Here is a 15252-nt window from a genome sequence, read left to right on the forward strand (position 1 = left end):
CCGAGGCTACGGCGCTGCCGCACGCCGGCCGGATCGGGGCGTGACGTCAGCCGCGCAGGGCACGCCAGTGGGTGGTCACCCGCGGCGTCCCGTCGGTGTCGTCGACCAGGTGCAGCGCGAAGGACGGCGGGGCGGCGTACCAGACGGTGTCGAGCTGCTCGGCGTCCACCGTCACCGTCGAGGCGACCCCGCCGCCGACGAGCAACGGCCGACCGGCGTACGTCGTGGCGCTCATCGTGTGCGCGTGCCCGACGAGCGTCGCCACGACGTGGGGATGGCGCTCGAGAACGGCGGCCAGGGCGGCGCCGTCCATCAGCCGGATCGGGTCCATCAGCTCCAACCCGATCGTGGTCGGGGGGTGGTGCAGGACGACGAACGCCGGCGCCGCGGACTTCGCGAGCTCCGCGTCGAGCCAGGCCAGCTGGTCGGTGCCGAGCCGGCCCTCGTCGACCCGCTCCCCCGCGACGGCGTCGACCAGCGAGTCGAGCATCACGAACCGGTAGCCACCGGCCTCGACCACCGACGGCGCCGGACGGCCGAGCCCGGCGACGAAGGCCTCGCGCACGTCGTGGTTGCCCGGGCACACGGCGAGCGCGCCCGGCCAGCGGTCGAGCCAGGCCCGCGCGGCGGCGTACTCCTGGTCCAGACCGTGGTCGGCGACATCCCCGCTCACCACCAGGAGGTCCGGGCGCGGCCGCATCGCCAGGAGGTGGTCCATCACCGCAGAGCACCGCATCGAGGGCTCCTGGACGTCGTTGCCGAAATGGGTGTCGCTCACCTGGGCCACCACGAACATGGGCTCACCCTAGGGTCGCCGGACCCGCCGCGGCCCCCCCGTGTCCGGGAAGCGGTGCGCGCAGCCAGCGGACCCCGACCGGCGCGACGCGCACCCGCCGAGGGTCCGGGCCGTCGCCCTGGCTCGCCTCGTCGGCCACGGCACGCGCGATGCGCACCTCGACCCGGTCGTCGGCGAGCCCCTCGGCGATGCCCTCGCCCCATTCCACGACCGTCACCGCCTCGTCCAGCGAGGTGTCGAGGTCGAGGTCGTCGAGCTCGGCCACCCCGCCCAGCCGGAAGGCGTCCACGTGCACCAGGGCCGGTCCGGCCCCGAGCGAGGGGTGCACCCGGGAGATGACGAACGTCGGCGAGGTGACCTCGCCACGCACCCCGAGGCCGGCGCCCAGGCCTTGGGTGAGGGTGGTCTTGCCCGCCCCGAGCCCGCCCGACAGCACCACCACGTCGCCGGCCCGCAGGCTGCTGGCGAGCTCGGCACCCAGCGCCCGCATCGACTCGGCGTCCGGGGCGGCATGGCTCCGGGGAGCCGGGCGGCGCAGCTCGAGGTACGGCGGCGTGCCCCCCACCGGGACGAACCCGTGCTCGCGCCAGAACCTCTCGGTCGCCGGCAGCTCCCGGCGGGCCAGCACCGCGAGGTCGTCGTACTCCTCGGCAAGGTCGAGGGCGGCCTCGACCAGCGCGCTCGCCACCCCGTGGTCGCGCACCTCGGGGAGCACCCCCACCCGGCGCAGCCATAGCGTCGCGTCACGGGGGTCGAGCAGGAGGGCACCGACGTCGCGCTCGTCGTAGGACGCGACGAGCCCGCCGTGGACCAGCGCGGTCCGGATGGTGTCCTCGGTCTCGGCCAACGCGTCCGCCGGCGGATCGAGGACCGGCCGGGTGGCGAACGCCGTGCGCACGATCGACAGCACGGTCCCGGCGTCGTCGGGCCCGGCCGCGCGCACCCTGGTGGCCGGCGCGGCCGGAGTGGTCGGGCCGCTCACGGGCGCCCGGCCCTGTCTCCCGCCCGCGCGATCAGCAGGTCGAGCTCGTCGGTGACGTCGGCGTCTCGCTCCAGGATCACCATGTGCCCGGCACCGTCGCACTCGCGCAGCACCGACCCGGGGATCAGGTCGTGCAGCCGGCGGCTCAGCCCGATCGGGGTCAGCTTGTCCTGGGTGCCGCACACGATGCTGCTCGGCACCTGCCCGAGCGCCGCCACGGCCTCGAACTTGTCCAGCGCCGAGAAGGTCGGGAAGAACTCCGCGACCACCTCGAACGGCGTGGCCGAGAGCATCCGGTCGACGAACTCGACGTAGGACGCGGGCACCTCGTCGCCGAACGCCAGCTCGTCGGTGGCCACCAGCGCGACCGAGTGTCCGAGCCGGCGGAGGCCGTCGATGGTCCGATGACCGCGGCCGAGCGCGGCCACGAGCCTCTGCGCCACCTGGCCCGCGACATTCGCCGGGAGGGCCGGCACGAGCATCCGCGAGGGCTCGAGCCCACCGGCCGTCGTCGACACCAGCCCGACGCCCACGACCCGGTCGCCGAACAGCTCGGGATGCTCCTCGGCCAGCGCGATGATCGTCATCCCGCCCATCGAGTGGCCGACCAGCACGACCGGCCCGTCCGCGACGACGGCGTCCAGGACGGCCAGCAGGTCGAGGCCCAGCTGGTCGATCGTGGCGTGGCCGGGCGTGGAGCGGCCCGATCTGCCATGGGAGCGCTGGTCGTAGAAGACGGTCCGCACGCGGCCCCGGTAGGCCGCGCGCTGGAAGTGCCAGGAGTCCATCGAGAGCGCGTAGCCGTGCACGAACACGACCGTCAGCCCCGGGTCCTCGCCGTCGCCCGGGACGCGCTCGTCGACCTCGACGCGCAGGTCGACGCCGTCGTCGGTGACCACGGTGACAGGCGCCGAGTGCAGCGACCCGAACGGCGTGTCGTCGCCGGCGCCGCGGCGCCCGATCAGCTGGCGCTGCTTGACCATCCGGTAGGCGGTGCCGGCGGCGACGACGCCGACGGCGCCCACCGCCAGCCCGGTCACGGACAGGACGCGCGAGGTCGTGCTCACCGACCGCCTCCGGCGTAGCGGCGCCTCAGCCGGCCACCCATCCGGGTGACGATCTCGTAGTGGATCGTGCCGCACGCCCGAGCCCAGTCGTCGGCCGTCGGCTCTCCGTTGGCGCCGGAGCCGAAGAGCACGACCTGGTCGCCCGCGACCGGCCCGGCTCCGCCGAGATCGTCGTCCTCGCCGAGGTCGACGACGACCTGGTCCATGCAGACCCGGCCCCGGATCGGCCGGCGCCTCCCGCCGACCCAGACCTCGGCGGTGTTGCCGGCGTGCCGCGGGACGCCGTCGCCGTAGCCGAGCGGGACGAGCCCGACCCGGGTGTCGGCCGGAGCGGTCCAGGTGTGGCCGTAGGACACGGACGCACCGGCATGCAGTCGCTTGGTCAGGGCCAGCGGGGCGGTCACCGTCATCGCGGGCTCCAGCTCGATGTCGGGGCCGAGGCCCGGCGCGGGATGCAGGCCGTACGACGCGATGCCGCAGCGCACCAGGTCGAACCGGCTCGACGGCCGCAGGAGCGCGCCGGCGGAGTTCGCGAGGTGCCGCACCTCCGGGCGGAGGCCGGCGGCGTCGGCACCGGCGAGCGCCTCGCGGAACGCGCGCTCCTGGACGAGGTTCGCGGGGTGGTCGGGCTCGTCCGCGCAGGCCAGGTGCGACCAGATGCCGGTGACCCTCCAGATGCCGTCGGCCTCGCCGGCCCGGGCCGCCGCGAGGACCTCCGGCCACTCGTCGAGGGTCGCACCACCACGCGACAGGCCGGTGTCGACCTTGAGCTGGACCCGAGCCGGCACCCCGGCCGCCGCCGCTCGGATCGCCGCCAGCTCCGCGACGGAGTACGCCGTGACGTCGACGTCCTGCTCGACCGCGGTCGCCCAGTCGTCGCCGGGGACCGTGAGCCAGCACAGCAGCCGACCGCTGTCGCCCGCGGCTCGCAGACCCAAGGCCTCGTCGATCGTCGCGACCCCGAGCCACGGGGCACCGGCGGCCCGGGCGGCGGCGGCGGCCTCGACCATGCCGTGCCCGTAGCCGTCGGCCTTGACCACCACCATCACCTCCGAGCCGTCGGGGATGACGAGGTCGCGCAGGCGGCCGACGTTGCGGCGGATGGCGTTCAGGTCGACCACGATCTCGGGTCGAGGAACGTCCGCGCTCATGCCCGACATCCTCGCATCGGCCTTCAGGAGAGCAGCTCGGCGACCACCCCGGGAATCGCCGCGGCGACCCGCGGCGCCGAGAGCGGGCCCCCGCGGGAGGCGTACGTCGCGGCGGCGCCGTGCAGCCAGGCTCCCGCCGCGGCGGCGTCTGCCGGCTCCAGGCCGGCGGCCAGCAGGGCGCCACAGAGTCCGCCGAGCACGTCTCCGGCGCCCGCCACGGCGAGCCACGGCGTCCCGCTGGTCGTGACGCGCACGCGGCCGTCGGGGTCGGCGACCAGCGTGTGGTGGCCCTTGAGCACCACGGTGGCGGCGTACTCCCCGGCCGCCAGGCGTGCGAACCGGAGCTGGTCGGCCTCGACCTCGGCGCGGTCGACCTCCAGCATCGCGGCCAGCTCGCCGGCGTGGGGGGTGAGGATCGCCGGCCGCTCGAGCGGGCGCGTGAGGTGGCGCAGCGCGTCGGCGTCGACGACCAGGGGTACGCCGTCACCCAGCGCCGCGCGGAGCCAGGAGGCGGCGTCGGCGTCCCCGCCCGATCCGACCACCCAGGCCTGGACCCGCCCCTCCCCGACGACGACCTCCGGGTGAGCGGCGAGGACGGCCTCGGGGGCGCCACCCGCGTACCTGACCATGCCGGCGAGCCCACAGGCCGCGCCCGCCGTCGAGAGCACGCCGGCGCCCGGGTAGCGCCGCGACCCGGCGCGCACGCCGACCACACCGCGGGTGTACTTCTGGGCGTCGGCTGTCGGTCGCGGCAGGAGGGAGGCGATGTCGTCCTGCTGGAGCGCGGTGACCGCGGCGGCCGGGAGCTCCAGGCCGAGGTCGACGAGGTGGACGACGCCACTCGAGGAGGCGGCCGGCTCGACCAGGTGCGCGACCTTGTGCGTGCCGAAGGCGACCGTGAGGTCGGCGCTGACATGGTCGCCGGACACCCGCCCGGTGTCGACGTCGACCCCGCTGGGGACGTCCACGGCGACCATCGGCACGCCGGCGACTGCCCGCACCGCCTCGGCTGCGCGCTCACGCAGGCCCGGGCGACCGCCGATGCCGACGATCCCGTCGACGACCACGTCGGGTGTCGAGATCTCGCCGAGGGTCACCCGCCGTCCGCCGACACCCAGCAGCTGGGCCAGCCCCGCCTCGTGGACGGTGTCCGCGACAGCGAGCACCTCGACGCGTGCGCCCCGTCGGGCGAGCATCGCTGCGGCGTACATCGCGTCGCCGCCGTTGTCGCCGGATCCCACCAGCAGCAGCACCCGCCGGCCGTACGCCCCGGCCATCAGGTCGGTCACCGACGACGCCAGACCGGCGGCGGCTCGCAGCATCAGCGCACCCGCGGGCAGCGTCGCCGCCAGCGCCTCCTCGGCCGCCCGCACCTGCGCGACCGTGTGCGCCGACCTCATGGGCCGACCCTAGTCGCGCTCGCCATCGGGTGGCTCACCCCGGACGGGCAACCCTAGGGAAGTGCTGATCGACGGCGCCGTCGCGAGCGCCGCGACGCTTGTGCGATGGCAAGGCGCGGTCGCGACGGCATGCCGGGCGCACGTCGAGCGGCTGCAACGCAGCCGGCGTGCGCGCATCGCGGCGCGCAGCAGGCGGGACTGATCAGCGCTTCCCCTAGGACTCCATCACGACGACGGCCGAGGCGATCCCGGCATCGTGGGACAGCGACAGGTGCACCGAGGTGGCACCCAGCTCGGCCGCGCGGGCGGCCACGGTTCCGCGGAGGTCCAGGCGGGGCCGACCGGTCGGCTCCGAGACCACCTCCGCGTCGTGCCACTCCAGGTCTCCGGGCGCCCCGAGGGCCTTGGCGAGCGCCTCCTTGGCCGCGAAGCGAGCCGCCAGCGAGGCGAGCGGCCGGGTGGCCTCGGCCGGCGTGAACAGCCGCCCGACCAGGCCGGGGGTACGTCGTAGCGCCTCGTCGAAGCGCGAGATGTCGACCACGTCGATGCCGACACCGACCACCGCCACGCGTGCCCGCCCTACTCGACCGTGACCGACTTGGCCAGGTTGCGTGGCTGGTCGACGTCGTGACCGAGCCGCGTGGCGAGCTGGCACGCGAACAGCTGGAGGGGTACGACGGCCGGCAGGGGCTGGAGCAGCGTCGAGACCCGCGGCAGCCGGATGACGTGGTCGGCGAACTCCTCGATCCCGACGTCGCCGTCCTCGACCAGCACGATCGTGCGCGCGCCCCGGGCCCGGATCTCCTGGATGGCGCTGACCATCTTGTCGTGGAGCTGGTCGCGTCCGCGCGGCGGCACCACGCAGAACACCGGGAGCCCCTGCTCGACCAGCGCGATCGGCCCGTGCTTGAGCTCCCCGGCGGCGAAGCCCTCGGCGTGCAGGTAGGCCAGCTCCTTGAGCTTCAACGCGCCTTCGAGGGCGATCGGGAAGCCGACGTGCCGGCCCAGGAACAGCACCGCACGTGCGTCCTGGAGCTCCTCGGCCAGCGCGTAGTACTCGTCGGCGCCGTCCAGCATCCGCTGCACGTGACCGGGCATGTCGCCGAGCTCGGCGACGACGTTCGCGATCTCGTCGGCGTACGACGTGCCGCGGACCTGGGCGAGGTAGAGCCCGAGGAGGTACGCCGCGATCATCTGCGTCAAGAAGCCCTTGGTCGAGGCGACCGCGACCTCCGGACCGGCGTGGGTGTAGATCACGGCGTCCGACTCGCGCGGGATGGTCGACCCGTTGGTGTTGCAGATCGCCAGCACCTTCGCGCGCTGCTGCCGCGCGTGCCGGATGGCCATCAGCGTGTCGGCGGTCTCACCGGACTGGCTGATCGCCACCACCAGCGTCGAGCGGGTGAGGATCGGGTCGCGGTAGCGGAACTCGTGGGCGAGCTCGACCTCGCACGGGATGCGGGTCCAGTGCTCGATGGCGTACTTCGCGACGAGGCCGGCGTAGAAGGCGGTGCCGCAGGCGATCACGATGATCTTGTCGACCTCGCGCAGCTCGTCGTCGGAGATCCGGACCTCGTCGAGCTGGAGCCGCCCGGAGGTGTCGTGGCGCCCGAGCAGCGCGTCGGCGATGGCCCGTGGCTGCTCGAAGATCTCCTTGCGCATGAACCAGTCGTAGCCGTCCTTCTCGGCCGCCGAGAGGTCCCAGTCGACGTGGTACCGCCTGCCCTCGGTGAGGGTGCCGTCGAAGCCGGTCACCTCGACGCTGTCGCGGGTGATGGTCACGACCTGGTCCTGGCCGAGCTCCAGCGCCTCCCGGGTGTGCTCGATGAACGCCGCCACGTCGGAGCCGACGAAGCTCTCACCCTCGCCGATCCCCACCACCAGCGGGGAGTTGCGCCGCGCGGCCACCACGCGGTCGGGGTCCTCGGCGTCCACCGCGACCAGGGTGAAGGCGCCTTCGAGCCGTGTGCAGACCTGGCACATCGCCTCGGTCAGCGACGCTCCCCGCGCCACGGCGCTCTCCACGAGGTGGGCCACGATCTCGGTGTCCGTCTCGGAGCTCAGCCGGTCGCCCGCGGCCTCGACCTCGGCCCGCAGCTCGGCGAAGTTCTCGATGATGCCGTTGTGCACCAGCGCCACGCGCCCGGCGTTGCCCAGGTGGGGATGGGCGTTGGCGTCGTTCGGCGCGCCGTGGGTGGCCCAACGGGTGTGGCCGATCCCGGTGGTCGCGTCGGGCAACGGCGCCTCGGCCAGCTCCTTCTCCAGGTTCGCCAGCTTGCCGGCCTTCTTCGCCCACGCGATGCGGTCACCGGCGACCAGCGCCACGCCGGCAGAGTCGTAGCCGCGGTACTCCAGGCGACGGAGTCCCTCCATCACGACGTCCTGGGCACGCTGACGCCCGACGTATCCCACGATCCCGCACATAGGCACTCATCCTACGGGCGCCCCGCCCTGCCGCCCGGCATCGGCGGCCCGGGCTGCCAGAATGCCGGCCATGTCCCACGGAGCGCCGGCCCAGCCGCCGAGCAAGGGCGGCAACGGCGTCGAGCCGTCGCCGTACGTCGAGCTCCAGCGCGATGCGTGGGCGGCGCTGGGCGAGCGCGTCCGGCAGCCTCTGAGCGCCGAGGAGATCGCCCGCCTGCGCGGTCTCGGCGACCAGCTGGACCTCGCCGAGGTCGAGCAGGTCTACCTGCCGCTCTCGCGCCTGCTCAGCCTGCGGGTGAAGGCCGCTCGTCGGCTGTACCGCAAGCAGGAGGAGTTCCTGCACCAGCCGCAGCCGCCGCGCACGCCGTTCGTGATCGGGCTCGCCGGCTCGGTGGCGGTCGGCAAGTCCACGACCGCCCGTGTGCTGGCGCAGATGCTGGCGCACTGGGAGGAGCACCCGAACGTCGCGCTGGTCACCACCGACGGCTTCCTGCACCCCAACGCCGAGCTGGAGCGACGCGGCCTGCTGGAGCGCAAGGGCTTCCCGGAGTCCTACGACCGCCGCGCGCTGCTGCGGTTCGTCGTCGACATCAAGTCGGGCAAGGACGAGGTGTCGGCACCGACGTACTCCCACCTGGTCTACGACGTCGTGCCCGACGATCGGGTGGTCGTGCGCCACCCCGACATCGTGATCCTGGAGGGGCTCAACGTCCTCCAGCCCGCCCGGGTGACCGAGGACGGCCGCGCCGGCCTCGCGCTCAGCGACTTCTTCGACTTCGGGATCTACGTCGACGCCGCGACCGACGACATCCGCAGCTGGTACGTCGACCGCTTCCTGCGGCTGCGCGAGACGGCGTTCGCCGACCCCGCGTCGTACTTCCGCAGGTACGCCGGCCTCTCCGGCGACGAGGCCCGCTCGACCGCCCTGGAGATCTGGGACTCCATCAACGGCCCCAACCTGGAGCAGAACATCGCGCCGACCCGGTCTCGCGCGACGTTGGTGCTCCGCAAGGCACGCGACCACTCCGTGCAGTACGTGCGGCTCCGCAAGCTCTGAGCGCTCGCGTCGGGTCAGCCGCCGAGGCGGCGGCGTACGACGTCGGCCAGCCGGTCGGCGACCTCGGTCGCCTCCTGCGGCGTCGCTGCCTCGACCATGACCCGCACGAGCGGCTCGGTGCCCGAGGGGCGCAGCAGGACCCGGCCGCTGTCGCCGAGACGGTCCTGCTCGGCGGCCACGGCCGCGGTCAGCTCCGGGTCGTCGGTCCGGCTCTGGTCGACGTCGGGGACGTTGACCAGCACCTGCGGCAGCGTGGTCACCACCGAGGCGAGGTCGCGCAGCGACGACCCGGCCTGCGCCATCCGGCGCAGCACCTGGAGCGCGGTCAGGATGCCGTCGCCGGTAGTGGCGTACTCGCTCATGATGATGTGGCCCGACTGCTCGCCACCGAGGGTGAACCCGCCGTCTCGCATGGCCTCGAGGACGTAGCGGTCGCCGACGGCCGTCTGGTTGACGGTGATCCCGGCCCTGCGCATCGCCTGCACGAAGCCGAGGTTGCTCATCACCGTGGCGACGACGGTGTCGTCGACCAGCCGGCCGCGCCGCTGGAGGTCGAGGGCGAGCACGGCCATCAGGCGGTCGCCGTCGACGGTGTTGCCGGCGTGGTCGATCGCCAGGCAGCGGTCGGCATCGCCGTCGCAGGCGAAGCCGACGTCCGCGCCACGCGCGAGCACCGCTTCGCGCAGGCCCTCCAGGTGGGTCGACCCACAGCGCTGGTTGATGTTGAGGCCGTCCGGGTCGTCGTTGATGGCAACGACGTCGGCGCCGGCGGCTCGCAGGGTGTGCGGCCCGACGACGGACGCCGCACCGTTGGCGCAGTCGAGCACCACCCGCAGCCCGGACAGGGAGGTGTCGATCGTGCGCAGGAGGTGGTCGGAGTACTCCTCGACCGAGCGGGCGTACGGCGTGACCCGGCCGACGTCCCCGGCAACCGGGCGGTCCCAGGGCTGCCCGACCAGGGTCTCGATCTCGCGCTCGAGCGCGTCGTCGAGCTTCACCCCGCCGCGGGCCAAGAACTTGATGCCGTTGTCGGGCATCGGGTTGTGGGAGGCGCTGATGACCACGCCCACGTCGGCACCGAGGGCATCGGTGAGGTAGGCGACGCCCGGTGTCGGCAGCACCCGCAGCCGGATGACGTCGACGCCGGCCGAGGCGAGCCCGGCCACGACGGCGTGCTCGAGGAACTGCCCCGAGATCCGGGTGTCGCGCCCGACCACGGCCACGGGCCGCTGCCCGGTGAAGCCGCCGTGGTCGACGAGCACCCGGGCCGCGGCCGCGCCGAGGTCGACCGCGAGCTCGGCGGTGATGTCACCGTTGGCGAGCCCGCGGACGCCGTCGGTTCCGAAGATCCGCTGCGTCATGTGCAGCGCGGGTCAGCGCTTGCTGAACTGCGGAGCCTTGCGGGCCTTCTTCAGACCGGCCTTCTTGCGCTCGATGACCCGCGCGTCCCGGGTCAGCAGGCCGGCCTTCTTCAGCGTCGGGCGGTTGGCGTCGACGTCGATGGCGTTCAGCGCGCGGGCCACGCCCAGGCGGAGCGCACCGGCCTGGCCGGTGATGCCACCGCCGTGGATGCGGGCGATGACGTCGAACCGGCCGTCGAGCTGGAGCGCGGCGAACGGCTCGTTGACGACCTGCTGGTGCAGCTTGTTGGGAAAGTAGGAGTCGAGCTGGCGTCCGTTGATGGTCCACACGCCCGTGCCCGGCACGATGCGCACGCGGGCGACGGCCTCCTTGCGACGACCGGTCGCGGCGCCCGGCACGATGGTGGCCGGACGGGACGGGTCGGCGGCCGGGGAGCTCTCGGAGGTGTAGGCCACGCCCTGCTCGTCAGCGGTGAAGGCCTCGGCCTCGGTGCCGTCGGGAGTGGCCCCGGCGGTGTCGGTGGTGGTGTCGTCAGCCACGGAGGCTCCTTCTGTCTGCGGGGTCACTGGGAGACCTGCGTGATCTCGAACGGCTTGGCCTGCTGGGCCTGGTGCGGGTGGTTCGGGCCGGTGTACACCTTGAGCTTCTTCATCAGCTGGCGGCCGAGCTTGTTCTTCGGGAGCATCCCCCACACGGCCTTCTCGATGACCTTGCGAGCGTCCTTCTCCAGCTGCTGGCCCACGGGGATGGCGGTCAGGCCACCGGGGTAGCCGGAGTGACGGTAGAGGAGCTTGGAGGTCCTCTTGTCGCCGGTCAGCGCGACCTTCTCGGCGTTGACGACGATCACGAAGTCGCCCATGTCCATGTGGGGGGCGAAGGTCGGCTTGTGCTTGCCGCGCAGGAGGTTGGCGGTCTGGACGGCCAGCTTGCCGAGGATGACGTCGCTGGCGTCGATGACGTGCCACTCGCGCTGGGCGTCGCCGGGCTTGGGACTGAAGGTACGCACGTGCGTGTGCCTCACTCGTTCGTGGATCCGACGGACGGCCGCCCGTCGGGGATGGTGCCACGACCTCTGACGAACGCCTCACGAGTGAGGTAATCTGCCCGGCTTCTGCTCATCCGGGTCTGCCCTGGCACCGTGGTCTCGACAAGCTCGACACGCGTGGCCAGAACGGCAGGAGTCGCGACCGCACAATCTACCGGCTGCTCCGCTCGGCGGCCAAAATGCGGTCTATCCGGATTCGCTCTCCGTTGGACCCCGAAGTAAGTTGGCGGGGTGAACGACTCCCTTACCGTCCGCGACAACCGCACCGGCCAGGAGTACGACGTTCCGATCGAGAACGGTGCGGTCAAGGGCGCGGACCTCGGCAGGATCAAAGACGACGACGGGTCACCCCTGGCCGTCTACGACCCCGGTTTCGTCAACACCGCCTCCTGCAAGAGCAGCGTCACGTTCATCGACGGCGACAAGGGCATCCTGGAGTACCGCGGCTACCCCATCGAGCAGCTGGCCGAGAAGTCGACGTTCCTCGAGGTGGCCTACCTGCTGGTCCACGGCGAGCTGCCGAGCCGCTCTCAGTACGAGAGCTGGGTCCACGACATCACCTACCACACCTTCGTGCACGAGAACATCAAGGCGTTCATGGAGGGCTTCCGGTACGACGCCCACCCGATGGGCATCTTGATGGCGTCGGTCGGCGCGCTGTCGACGTTCTACCCCGACGCCCGCCACATCGACGACGACGAGATCCGCCAGCTCCAGATCGTCCGGATGATCGCGAAGATGCCGACCCTCGGCGCCTGGGCCTTCCGGCACGCTCAGGGCAAGCCGTTCGTCTACCCCGACAACGAGCTCGGCTACACCGCCAACTTCCTCTCGATGCTGTTCAAGATGAGTGAGGACCGCTTCGCGGCCGACGAGCGGCTCGTCAAGGCCCTCGACGTCCTGTTCATCCTGCATGCCGACCACGAGCAGAACTGCTCGACCAACGCGGTGCGCTCCATCGGCTCCTCCCAGGTCGACCCCTACTCCGCGGTCGCCGGTGGCGTCGGCGCGCTCTACGGTCCGCTGCACGGTGGCGCCAACGAGGCGGTGCTGCGGATGCTGCGCCGGATCAAGGGCAAGCACAACATCCCGGACTTCATCGAGGGCGTGAAGAACGGCGACGAGCGGCTGATGGGCTTCGGCCACCGGGTCTACAAGAACTACGACCCGCGGGCCAAGATCATCAAGAAGGCCTGCGAGGACGTCTTCGAGGTGACCGGGGTCAACCCGCTCCTGGAGATCGCGATGGAGCTGGAGAAGATCGCGCTCGAGGACGACTACTTCGTCTCACGCAAGCTCTACCCCAACGTCGACTTCTACTCCGGGCTGATCTATGAGGCGCTCCAGTTCCCGCCGGAGATGTTCACGGTGCTGTTCGCGATCGGGCGCACGCCGGGCTGGCTGGCGCAGTGGCTCGAGCTCGTGCAGGACAAGGAGCAGAAGATCGCCCGCCCCAAGCAGATCTACACCGGTGAGCGCACCCTCGACTTCATCCCCGCGTCCGAGCGCTGGGCCTGAGCTCGGGTCGGGCTGTTGGCCGGTCCCTCACGCCGAGCAGGTGAACCGCACCGGGCCGGGCGAGCTCGGCTGGCCAAGCACCGGTTCGACCACTCAGCGGGATGAGCCAACCTCGGCAGCGGCGGCCTGCTCGACCTCCAACAGCGACTCCGAGTGACGCTGAGCCACGAACGCGGCATGCCCGCCGCGGGCGCCGAACAGGCGCTTGGTCCACACGAGGTAGACCACGGCGAAGATGTTGACGGCGAACGCCGCCACCCGGAGCCAGGTGAGGCGCTCGAGCATCTCGTAGACCTCGAGCGGGACGAACACCGCCGTGCCCACGACCGCGACGTACTCCCCCCAGCGCCGCATCAGCCACAGTCCGACGGCCTCGAGGAGCTCCAGCGCCCCGTAGGCGAGCACGCCCAGGCTGACCAGCGTCAGCGTGTGCGGGTCGGTCGCCAGCGCCTTCTGGATCAGTCGCACCGGACCGGCCGACTGGAGGTCGATGCCGGCGTGCGCGGCCACGGGCGTCAGCCGCGGGAGGTAGTCGTCGAAGAGCCGCTGGAGCGAGTCCTGCGCTCCCTCGAACCGGTAGACGCCGTAGGCGAGCGCCACCAGCAGGACGCCGCGCACGGCGCGCTCCAGCGCCAGCAGCCGCAGGATGAAGGCGTCGCGCAGGGCTCGTCCGCGCAGCACGATCGGTGCGGTGTCCGCGGGCCCGCTGCCGCGCGGCTCTCCGGGGACGTACGTCCCGCACCGCAGGCAGCGCCAGGCCTCACCCTCGACGGTCTCCGCGCGGAGGCGGCTCGCCAGCCCCTGCTCGTCGGGAGCCCAGGTGACGTGGCCGTGCCGGCCGCAGGCCCGCAGGTTCCAGTCGAAGTCGCGCCACGGGCTCCTCATCCGGCGCAGCCTACGGGCGGCTCGGCCGGGTCCCGCTTCTTGAGCACCCCCATAGCGCCGTCTCAGCCTCCTCCCAGACTCCTGGGGCAGCGTCTGAGCCATGCAGAACGACCCGGACGGCCACGAGCCAGAGAGCCGAGAGGGATGGGGTCAGGAGCCGCCTGCACCACCCCTCACCTGGACGCCGTACGGTTACGCAGCCCAGTCGGAGGATGGCCGCTCCACCCTCGGCCAGGACGTCAGCGAGCCTGTTGCGCGTCCCCGGTCCGGGCTGCGAGGCAAGCGGCTGGCCGCCACGCTCGTGGCGGCCAGCCTGCTCGTCGGCGGTGGCGCGGGCCTCGGTGGCGCCGCGATCTGGACCTCCACCCACCACGACCCGCAGTCCTCGACGGTGCTGACCCAGACCGGCAGCAGGGTCGCCCAGACCGCAGCCACGGGCTCGATCGTGAAGGTCGCCCAGAGCGTGCTCCCGTCGGTGGTGATGATCGACGTCTCCGGCCCCAGCGGGTCCGGCTCCGGCTCGGGCATCATCCTCAGCCAGGACGGCAAGATCCTCACCAACAACCACGTCGTCGCCCTCGCCGGCAAGTCCGGTGACATCACGATCGCGTTCAACGACGGCTCGCACGCCGACGCCCGGGTGCTGGGCACCGACCCGCTCACCGACACTGCCGTGGTCCAGGCCCAGGGTGTCCACGACCTCACCCCGGCCACGCTGGGCCACTCCTCGAGCCTGGAGGTCGGCCAGGGCGTCGTCGCGATCGGCTCGCCGTTCGGACTCGACGCCACCGTCACCAGCGGCATCGTCAGCGCGCTGAACCGGCCGGTGAACGTCGGTCAGGTGAGCCAGAACAACTCCACCGTCTACCCCGCGATCCAGACCGACGCGGCGATCAACCCCGGCAACTCCGGTGGCCCGCTGGTCAACCTCTCCGGTCAGGTCGTGGGTATCGACGCCGCGATCCAGACCGCGACCGACGGCACCGGTCAGGGCGAGCCCGGCTCGATCGGGCTGGGCTTCGCGATCCCGATCGACGAGGTGCTGCCGATCGTGCGCGAGATGATCAAGGGTCAGACCCCCACGCACGCCCGCCTCGGCATCGGCGTGGAGGACGCCTCGGCCGGGGGCCAGAGCGCCGCGATCACCGACGGGGCCAAGATCAGCCAGGTCACCAACGGCTCCGCGGCCGCGAACGCCGGCCTCAGGTCCGGCGACGTGATCACCAAGATCGACGACCATCTGATCACGTCGTCCGACTCGCTCGTGGCGATCGTCCGGTCCTACCGGCCGGGCGACAAGGTGACGGTCACCTACTCCCGAGGTGCGTCGACCCACACGGTGCGAGTCACCCTCGACTCCGACGCACCGACCCAGAACTCCTGATCTCGGGGCCCGGGGTGAGCGTCCACAGCGCCGGTGACGCCCCCGGGTCCCGTTCCATCTCCGTTGAGATGCGCCTCCTGACCCGTTGAGATGCGGGTTCTGACCCGTTGAGATGCGGATTTCGACCGCGCGCACGTGTCCTTGCGCGGCAGCTACGGGCGCCAGGCAGTCAGAACCCGCA

15 protein-coding genes are annotated in these 15252 nt (G+C 72.4%); 4 read left to right on the forward strand and 11 right to left on the reverse strand.

All coding sequences use genetic code 11. The features are described from left to right. Positions 1-46 precede the first annotated feature (46 nt). The 5 genes from VHW64_RS16235 to VHW64_RS16255 are packed head-to-tail and all read right to left on the reverse strand — an operon-like array spanning position 47 to position 5396. A complete protein-coding gene (locus VHW64_RS16235; protein WP_329651616.1) occupies positions 47-796 on the reverse strand; it encodes a metallophosphoesterase in 750 nt (249 codons plus the stop codon). Between the two features lie 4 nt (positions 797-800). Then, positions 801-1778, reverse strand: a complete 978-nt coding sequence (gene tsaE / locus VHW64_RS16240) for a tRNA (adenosine(37)-N6)-threonylcarbamoyltransferase complex ATPase subunit type 1 TsaE (RefSeq protein WP_329651617.1) — start codon at positions 1776-1778, stop codon at positions 801-803. After that, positions 1775-2845: an alpha/beta hydrolase gene (locus VHW64_RS16245; RefSeq protein ID WP_329651618.1), complete on the reverse strand. Its 1071-nt coding sequence runs from the start codon at positions 2843-2845 to the stop codon at positions 1775-1777. Before VHW64_RS16245 ends, tsaE begins: the two co-directional genes overlap by 4 nt. Continuing rightward, positions 2842-3996, reverse strand: coding sequence for an alanine racemase (gene alr / locus VHW64_RS16250; protein ID WP_329651619.1), 1155 nt, complete (start codon positions 3994-3996; stop codon positions 2842-2844). Before alr ends, VHW64_RS16245 begins: the two co-directional genes overlap by 4 nt. Positions 3997-4019: 23 nt before the next feature. After that, positions 4020-5396, reverse strand: a complete 1377-nt coding sequence (locus VHW64_RS16255) for an NAD(P)H-hydrate epimerase (RefSeq protein WP_329651620.1) — start codon at positions 5394-5396, stop codon at positions 4020-4022. Between the two features lie 61 nt (positions 5397-5457). Between VHW64_RS16255 and VHW64_RS16260 the strand changes: the two genes are divergently transcribed. Then, complete coding sequence (locus VHW64_RS16260; RefSeq protein ID WP_329651621.1) at positions 5458-5598, forward strand: hypothetical protein; 141 nt, start codon at positions 5458-5460, stop codon at positions 5596-5598. 12 nt (positions 5599-5610) lie between these two features. On the opposite strand, the gene VHW64_RS16265 is transcribed toward VHW64_RS16260, so the two are convergent. After that, positions 5611-5964, reverse strand: a complete 354-nt coding sequence (locus VHW64_RS16265) for a holo-ACP synthase (protein ID WP_329651622.1) — start codon at positions 5962-5964, stop codon at positions 5611-5613. 11 nt (positions 5965-5975) lie between these two features. Next, positions 5976-7820 carry a glutamine--fructose-6-phosphate transaminase (isomerizing) gene (glmS, locus tag VHW64_RS16270; protein WP_329651623.1) on the reverse strand — a complete coding sequence of 615 codons (1845 nt, stop codon included), beginning with the start codon at positions 7818-7820 and terminating at the stop codon, positions 5976-5978. A gap of 70 nt (positions 7821-7890) precedes the next feature. On the opposite strand from glmS, the gene coaA reads away from it, so the two are divergent. Continuing rightward, complete coding sequence (gene coaA / locus VHW64_RS16275) at positions 7891-8877, forward strand: type I pantothenate kinase (protein WP_329651624.1); 987 nt, start codon at positions 7891-7893, stop codon at positions 8875-8877. Positions 8878-8891: 14 nt separating this feature from the next. Here the strand turns inward: coaA and glmM are convergent, their stop codons facing one another. From glmM to rplM, 3 genes are read right to left on the reverse strand one after another with little or no spacing between them, the layout of a single operon-like run. Continuing rightward, positions 8892-10238 carry a phosphoglucosamine mutase gene (gene glmM / locus VHW64_RS16280; RefSeq protein WP_329651625.1) on the reverse strand — a complete coding sequence of 449 codons (1347 nt, stop codon included), beginning with the start codon at positions 10236-10238 and terminating at the stop codon, positions 8892-8894. Between the two features lie 12 nt (positions 10239-10250). Continuing rightward, positions 10251-10778, reverse strand: coding sequence for a 30S ribosomal protein S9 (rpsI, locus tag VHW64_RS16285; RefSeq protein ID WP_414690514.1), 528 nt, complete (start codon positions 10776-10778; stop codon positions 10251-10253). Between the two features lie 23 nt (positions 10779-10801). Continuing rightward, on the reverse strand, positions 10802-11245 hold the full coding sequence (rplM, locus tag VHW64_RS16290) for a 50S ribosomal protein L13 (protein WP_329651626.1): 444 nt from the start codon (positions 11243-11245) through the stop codon (positions 10802-10804). Positions 11246-11515: 270 nt separating this feature from the next. Between rplM and VHW64_RS16295 the strand changes: the two genes are divergently transcribed. After that, the gene (locus VHW64_RS16295; RefSeq protein ID WP_329651627.1) at positions 11516-12802 is read left to right on the forward strand and encodes a citrate synthase; all 1287 of its coding nucleotides are present in this window, start codon (positions 11516-11518) and stop codon (positions 12800-12802) included. Between the two features lie 93 nt (positions 12803-12895). On the opposite strand, the gene VHW64_RS16300 is transcribed toward VHW64_RS16295, so the two are convergent. Further along, complete coding sequence (locus VHW64_RS16300) at positions 12896-13687, reverse strand: DUF2127 domain-containing protein (RefSeq protein WP_329651628.1); 792 nt, start codon at positions 13685-13687, stop codon at positions 12896-12898. Between the two features lie 100 nt (positions 13688-13787). On the opposite strand from VHW64_RS16300, the gene VHW64_RS16305 reads away from it, so the two are divergent. Next, positions 13788-15071 (forward strand): S1C family serine protease, encoded by a 1284-nt coding sequence (locus tag VHW64_RS16305; RefSeq protein ID WP_329651629.1) that lies wholly within the window; start codon positions 13788-13790, stop codon positions 15069-15071. Positions 15072-15252 lie beyond the last annotated feature (181 nt).

It is taken from the genome of Nocardioides sp. (assembly GCF_036267815.1).
Classification (GTDB): domain Bacteria; phylum Actinomycetota; class Actinomycetes; order Propionibacteriales; family Nocardioidaceae; genus Nocardioides.